Raw genomic sequence first — 6000 nt, forward strand, 5'->3', positions numbered from 1 at the left:
GCCCCGCCGCGAAAGCCGTCCCGTCCCCTAGCGGGCCAGCCGGTAGCTCACGAGGCTGGGGCGGCCGGTCCAGGGGTCGGGCTCGATGAGGGCGTCCAAGCCGAACACGTCCTGCAGCATGGCCGGGGTCATGACCTCCTCAGGGGTGCCGGCCCCGCGGATGGAGCCGGCCTTGAGCGCGATCATCCAGTCGGCGAAGCGGGCGGCCAGGTTCAGCTCGTGGATGACGAGCGCGATGGTCTTGCCCTCGCGGCGGTTCAGATCGCGCAACAGCTCGAGCACTTCCAGCTGGTGGGCCATATCCAGGTAGGTGGTGGGCTCGTCCAACAGGATGAGGTCGGTGTCCTGGGCGAGCGCCATGGCGATCCAGGCCCGCTGGCGCTGGCCGCCGGACAGGGCGTCCAGCGCACGGGCTTCGAAATCGCCCAGGTGCGTGATGGCCAGGGCCCAGGCGATGATCTCGCGGTCGCGGGCCGCGAGGCGCCCGAAGCCCTTCTGGTGCGGGTAACGGCCCAAGGCTACCAGCTCGCCCACGGTCAGGCCGCCCGGGGCCTCGGGGGCCTGGGGCAGCAGGGCCATCTTGCGGGCCACCTCGGCCGTGGGCATCTCGGCGATGGCGCGGCCGTCCAAATACACCGCGCCGCCAACCAGGGGCATGGTGCGGGAGAGGGCCTTCAAGAGCGTGGATTTCCCGCAGCCGTTCGGGCCGATGATGGCGGTCACCTCGCCGGCGGGCACGGCCACGTCCAGAGGCTCGATGATGAGGCGGTCCCCGTAGCCCACGGCCACGGCCTCGCCCCGCAGGGCGGCGTCGGCGAAGCGCTCGCAGGTGCGGTCGCAGGTCTCGCAGAAGGCGATCTTCCCCTCGCCCGTCGTCGATGGCGTCACAGTCGGTTCCACGGCACTCCCCTCCTTAGGATCTGGCCAGCAAATACAGGAAATACGGGGCGCCGATGACCGCCGCCACGATGCCCACGGGAATCTCGTTGGGCGAGAGCAGCGTGCGCGAGACGATGTCGGCGGCGAGCATGAGGATGGCCCCCACGAGCACGCTGGCCGGCACGAGCAGGCGAAAGTTCGGTCCCACGAGGCGCCGGGCCATGTGCGGGCACACGAGCCCCACAAAGGTAAGGCCGCCGCCCACCGCACAGCAGAGCCCCGAGGCTCCCACGGCCACGGCCGTGAGCGCCGCCGTGGCCCGGGGTACCGCCACGCCCAGCCCCGTGGCCGCGGCCGCCCCGAGCCCCAGCACGTTCAGCGTGCGGGCCCCGTAGAGCGCAAGCGCCGTGAGCACCCCGAGCCCGACGGCCAGAATGGCGACGTTCTCCCACGTGGCGCCCCAGATGCTGCCGGCGATCCAGTTCTGCACGAAGGCGTAGTCCCCATCGGGTAGCGACAGCATGAGCAGCGAGGTGGCGCTGGAGAGCCCCGTGGCCAGGGCCACACCTATGAGCAGCAGCCGCCGCGGGCTGGAGGCGCCGCGCACCACCGACAGCCGCCAGCCGGCAAAGGCCACCGCCGCCGAGCCGGCGAAGGCGAGCAGGGGCAGGGCCACGGCACTCGGCACCGCGCCAGCGGGCACGAACACGATGAACGCTGCAACGAGCAGGCCCGCCCCGGCGTTGATGCCGAGCACACCCGGGTCGGCCATGTCGTTGCGGGACACCCCCTGGAGAAGGCACCCGGCCAAAGACAGCCCCACGCCCACGAGCAGGGCCGTGAGCACCCGGGGCAGGCGCAGCTCCACGAGGGTGTAGGCCAAGCTCGCCGGGGCCGTGCCGGACAGAATCTGCCCCAGCTCCTCCATGGAGATGCTGCGGTAGCCGGCGTTGACGTCGGCCCAGAGGGCGAGGGCGGCCCCCAGGGCCAGAAGCGCGATCACTCCTGCGCCGCGATGGCGCCTCAGCGTCTCAGTCAAGGCCCATCGCCTCCTTCCGGGCGCACCAGATGAAGAAGGGCACGCCGATCAGGGCGAAGATGATGCCGATGGGCACCTCGCTCGGCGCGATGAGAGTGCGGGCCAAAGCATCGGCCAGAAGCATGAACAGCGCCCCGCCCACGAGCGAGGCGGGAATGACGGCCCGGTAATCGGCCCCCACGAAGCGGCGCACGATGTGGGGCACCATGAGGCCCACGAAGGCCACCGGTCCCGCCAGGGCCACGGCGGCCCCGGCCAGCACGAGCACAACCACCAGGCACAGCGCCCGGGACTTCCCCACGGCCACGCCGAGGCCCGCGGCCGCCTCGTCGCCGAGGGACAGCACGCTCACCCGCCGGGCCAGGGCGACGGAAACCGCCAGGGCCACCAGGATGAAGGGCGCGGCGAGCGCCAGGCTGTCGGCGCGGATGCCCGCCACGCCCCCGGCCGTCCAGAAGGTGAGCGCGTAGCCGATATGGAAGAAGATGGCCACGCCCTGGGCCAGCGCCGTGAGGAAGAGCCCCACGGCGCAGCCGGCCAACACCAAAAGCACCGGGTCCATATGGCGCCGGCGGAAGCTCACGGCCCCGAACACCACGGCCAGGGCGAAGGCGGCGCCCACAAACGAGCAGGCCACCACCCCGGCGAAACTCATACCCGGCACAAGGGCCAAACACAGCGCCAGGGCGAAGGCCGCGCCGGCGTTGATGCCCAGAAGCCCCGAATCGGCCAGGGGGTTGCGCGTGACCCCCTGCATGATGGCGCCGGCCACGGCGAAGGCGGCCCCCACGAGGATGCACCCCAGGGTGCGGGGCCCGCGCAGCTCGAGCACGGCCACGTGCTCCTGGTTCGCCATGTCGGGCGACAGCAGCGCGCCGAGCACCTGGTCGGGCGCGATGGCCGTGCTCCCCACGAACAGCGAGAGCCCGGCCGCCAGGGCCACGGCCGCGGTGCCGGCAATCAGAAACAGCGATGTTCTCAGACGCGACAAGGAGCCGCTCCCCTAGGCCGCCGGGGCGGCGTGGGCGCGGAAGAAGTCCGTGAACGCCTGGAGCTGGTTGGTGAGCGTGATGGGATCGCGGTGCATGAAGGCCACCTGCTCGTAGGGCATGACCAGGCCGTTCTTCACGGCAGGCAGGTTCTTCCACAGCTGGGAATCGTCCACATAGGCCGCGTCGGCCCCGTCCAGCACGCCGTAGCAGATGAAGTCGCCGGCATAATCGGGCAGCGCCTCCACGGCGATGACCTTATAGGCCTCGTCGCCCTCCACCATGGAGCCCTGGATGGCCGCCGGCGCCTTCAGCCCCCACATGTCGTAGAGAATGGAGCCGCCGCGGGCGAAGTGGCTGCCCATGGTGTAGATCTCCTGGGGCCACACCTCCAGGATGGACACGGTGCGGTCCCCCACAATGCCCACGATCTCGTCTTTCACCGTGGCCACCTTGTCGTTGAACTCGTTGATGTAGGCCTCGGCCGCCTCGGTCTTGTTCACAAGCCCCGCGATGTAGCGGAACAACTCCTCGTCGGTGCGGGTGCCGTCGGCGATGTAGACCGTCGGCGCGATCTTGGCGTACTTGTCATAGTCGGCCTCGGTAATGGTGACAATGAGATCGGGCTGCTTCTCGGCGATCATCTCCAGGGAGGTTTCCGCCGAGGTGGTGTTCAGGGCCTCGATGCCGTCGCACAGCCCCGCGAGGAAGGGGTTGTTCAGGGCGTAGGGGCTCGCGATGACCGGTTTCACGTCCACGGCCAGGAACTCGCCGAGGTAGTAGTCGGTCACAATGGTCTGGGGGTTCGCGGGAATCTCCACGGGGCCCTTGTCGGTGTCCACAGTGCGCATGGCCGAGGCGGCGCCATCGTCGGCAGCGGCGCCGGTCCCGTCGTCGGAAGCCGAAGGGGTGCCGGAGCAGCCGGCGAGCACGGGAGTGAGGGCGGCGACGCCGAGGAAGGCGGCGAAGGTGCGGCGGGAAATGGGGGCCATAGGTGGTTCCTTTCTCAATGGTGACCAGTTAAGTTAGCTTTAGCAAACTCACGGCGGAAGATGTTAGCACAGGTTTACTTATCGCGCAAAACCAGGGAGAAAACCTCCACAAGAGCGCTGTCTATTCATTGTAGTCATTGCCCTCTACCACCAAACGACCCGGTAATCCACCTGTTTCTCCCCTGAACCTCTTTTGTTGCACCCTGAATATAAAAAGGCGGCCTCGCAAGAGGCCGCCTGGGGAGGGATGGCTTTGAAGCGTTACGCGCCTATCAAGCTATGGGCATGATTGGCCGCCGTACGGCCAGAGTTGATATTGTTGCAGTTGCAGGTGCTCCCCCCCACGTTGATGGTGTAGATGTTGCGGTGCAGCATGCAGCCGTCGGTGCCCACGGCGTAAAGGCCTTCGATGGGCGTCTTCGCGCTATCGACCACCCGGGCGTTGATGTCGCACTCGATGCCGCCCACCGACATGAGATAGTACTGGTTCAGCTTGGCAATGTAGAACGGCGCCGTGCCCACAGCCACCAGCGATGCCGCCGGTTTGGCGAACTCGGTATCCACACTGGCCGCACAGGCAGCGTTATCGTCGTCGATAGTCTTCTGCAGGACATCGGCATCCAGCTTGAGGGCCGCAGCGGCCTCGGCCAGGGTATCAGCGCGCACCAGATCGGGTTCGCTGACGCTGTTCGCCTGCGTGGGCACCTTCGTCGCCCTGGCCGTCGCCGTAGACCACCGGCTGGCTGGCCACAGTCTCAGCCACCTGTTCTCCCGACTCATCGTGCCGCTCATGGCCGGAGGCCTTCTCATTCTGTCAGTCGTGGGATCCGGCATGGCAACCTGGGGCGCCTATATCATGCAGACCGGCTACCAGCTCTTCCTCATCTACATATACACGGAGTTCGCCTATCTCGCCGATACGCGCACGCGCTTCCCGGTGCGCGTATTCGGTCTGGGAACATTCGCCATCGATCTGGGGCTGCTCATCGGGTTCGCCCTCATCTCCTACACCTCAATCGTCCATGCGGGATGGGTGCAGGGGGAGATGGGAAAGCCGCACGCGAGGCAGCTGGAGCCGATCGAGAAGACGCTGTGGAGACATTCGCGCTCGCCTTCGGCCTTTCGACGCGCGAGCGAGAAATCCTCCGGCATCTCGCCCGCGGCCGCACACTCCCTTCCGTCGCCGACAAGATGTGCCTGTCTTACAACACCGTAAAGACCCATGTGAGCCACATCTACCAAAAAGTCGGCGTACACACCCGAGACGAACTGCTGGAAATGCTAGGGCAGAGACGCTGACGCCACACGACACACCGTGCGCCCCCTCGGCACCTGATCGGTGCAGCTTCGTGTGCCACCGATCTAGATGGGGCCAAACGCGAAGAAAATGACGGTTCTCGTAGCTTGCCCGATGAGATGAGCGCGAAAACACTCTATGAACTTGGAGTTTTCCCAGGTTAGAAGTCCTCGCTTTGATTTCCCGGCGACATAAGACTACGAGAACCGTCATTTTCTTCGCAATCGAAGGGATCTCGGAGAGAAAAGGACCCTCGTTGTTTGTTAGGTCTCCGAACAGACCGTAACGAAGCCGCATATAGCCGGCGCTTGCACGGTACAGCTCTGCACCGGCGCTGTGCCATCGTCCGACGACGACGGGAAGGGGCAATCGGGAACGATGCATAGGGTGCCATTCAGCAGCGCTTGCCAGCTCCCATAGAAAAGACCCCCTTCGCTGAAGGGGGTCTTGCAAGAGCGGTGCGGTCGGAAGCCGGGACTACTCGACGATGGCGCCGTCCTCCATAGTAGCCCAGCCGCCCACGTAGACGTCGGTGGCGCGGCCCACGAGCTCGGCGCCGATGAAGCCGGAGTTGTTGGCCTTGGAACAGAAGTCGTCCACGGCCACAGTCCAGGCGGCCTCGGGGTCGATGACTGTGAGATCGGCAGTGCAGCCGGCCTGAATCTTCACCGGCTCCTGGCGCAGGATGGCGCGGGGGGCCACCGCCATGGCCTCCACCATGCGGCCGTAGTCGATGACGCCGGCGCGCACCAGATGGGTGAGCACGAGGCCGAGGGAGGTCTCCAGGCCGGTCATGCCGAAGGG

The 6000-nt window shown here is 66.9% G+C and carries 7 protein-coding genes and 1 pseudogene; 2 read left to right on the top strand and 6 right to left on the bottom strand.

Features of this window, described 5'->3' with window-relative positions; genetic code table 11:
- Window positions 1-27: 27 nt before the first annotated feature.
- The 5 genes from ACTOXK_RS10240 to ACTOXK_RS10260 form a co-directional block, all read right to left on the bottom strand.
- A complete protein-coding gene (locus ACTOXK_RS10240; protein ID WP_482277994.1) occupies window positions 28-900 on the bottom strand; it encodes an ABC transporter ATP-binding protein in 873 nt (290 codons plus the stop codon).
- A 13-nt stretch (window positions 901-913) separates the two neighbouring features.
- Window positions 914-1918, bottom strand: a complete 1005-nt coding sequence (locus ACTOXK_RS10245) for a FecCD family ABC transporter permease (RefSeq protein WP_482277993.1) — start codon at window positions 1916-1918, stop codon at window positions 914-916.
- Window positions 1911-2909, bottom strand: coding sequence for a FecCD family ABC transporter permease (locus ACTOXK_RS10250; protein ID WP_482277992.1), 999 nt, complete (start codon window positions 2907-2909; stop codon window positions 1911-1913). The genes ACTOXK_RS10245 and ACTOXK_RS10250 overlap by 8 nt, the downstream gene beginning before the upstream one ends.
- A 12-nt stretch (window positions 2910-2921) precedes the next feature.
- On the bottom strand, window positions 2922-3899 hold the full coding sequence (locus ACTOXK_RS10255; RefSeq protein ID WP_482277991.1) for an ABC transporter substrate-binding protein: 978 nt from the start codon (window positions 3897-3899) through the stop codon (window positions 2922-2924).
- A 261-nt stretch (window positions 3900-4160) separates the two neighbouring features.
- Window positions 4161-4604 (bottom strand): FAD-binding protein, encoded by a 444-nt coding sequence (locus ACTOXK_RS10260; RefSeq protein ID WP_482277990.1) that lies wholly within the window; start codon window positions 4602-4604, stop codon window positions 4161-4163.
- Here ACTOXK_RS10260 and ACTOXK_RS10265 point away from each other — a divergent pair.
- The gene (locus tag ACTOXK_RS10265) at window positions 4597-5115 is read left to right on the top strand and encodes a hypothetical protein (protein ID WP_482278017.1); all 519 of its coding nucleotides are present in this window, start codon (window positions 4597-4599) and stop codon (window positions 5113-5115) included. The genes ACTOXK_RS10260 and ACTOXK_RS10265 overlap by 8 nt on opposite strands.
- Window positions 5040-5198 (top strand): response regulator transcription factor, encoded by a 159-nt coding sequence (locus ACTOXK_RS10270; protein ID WP_482278015.1) that lies wholly within the window; start codon window positions 5040-5042, stop codon window positions 5196-5198. The genes ACTOXK_RS10265 and ACTOXK_RS10270 overlap by 76 nt, the downstream gene beginning before the upstream one ends.
- 475 nt (window positions 5199-5673) lie before the next feature.
- Here the strand turns inward: ACTOXK_RS10270 and ACTOXK_RS10275 are convergent.
- Window positions 5674-6000, bottom strand: a pseudogene (locus ACTOXK_RS10275) (dihydroorotase); the annotation flags it as partial.

The organism is Adlercreutzia sp., from assembly GCF_056795635.1.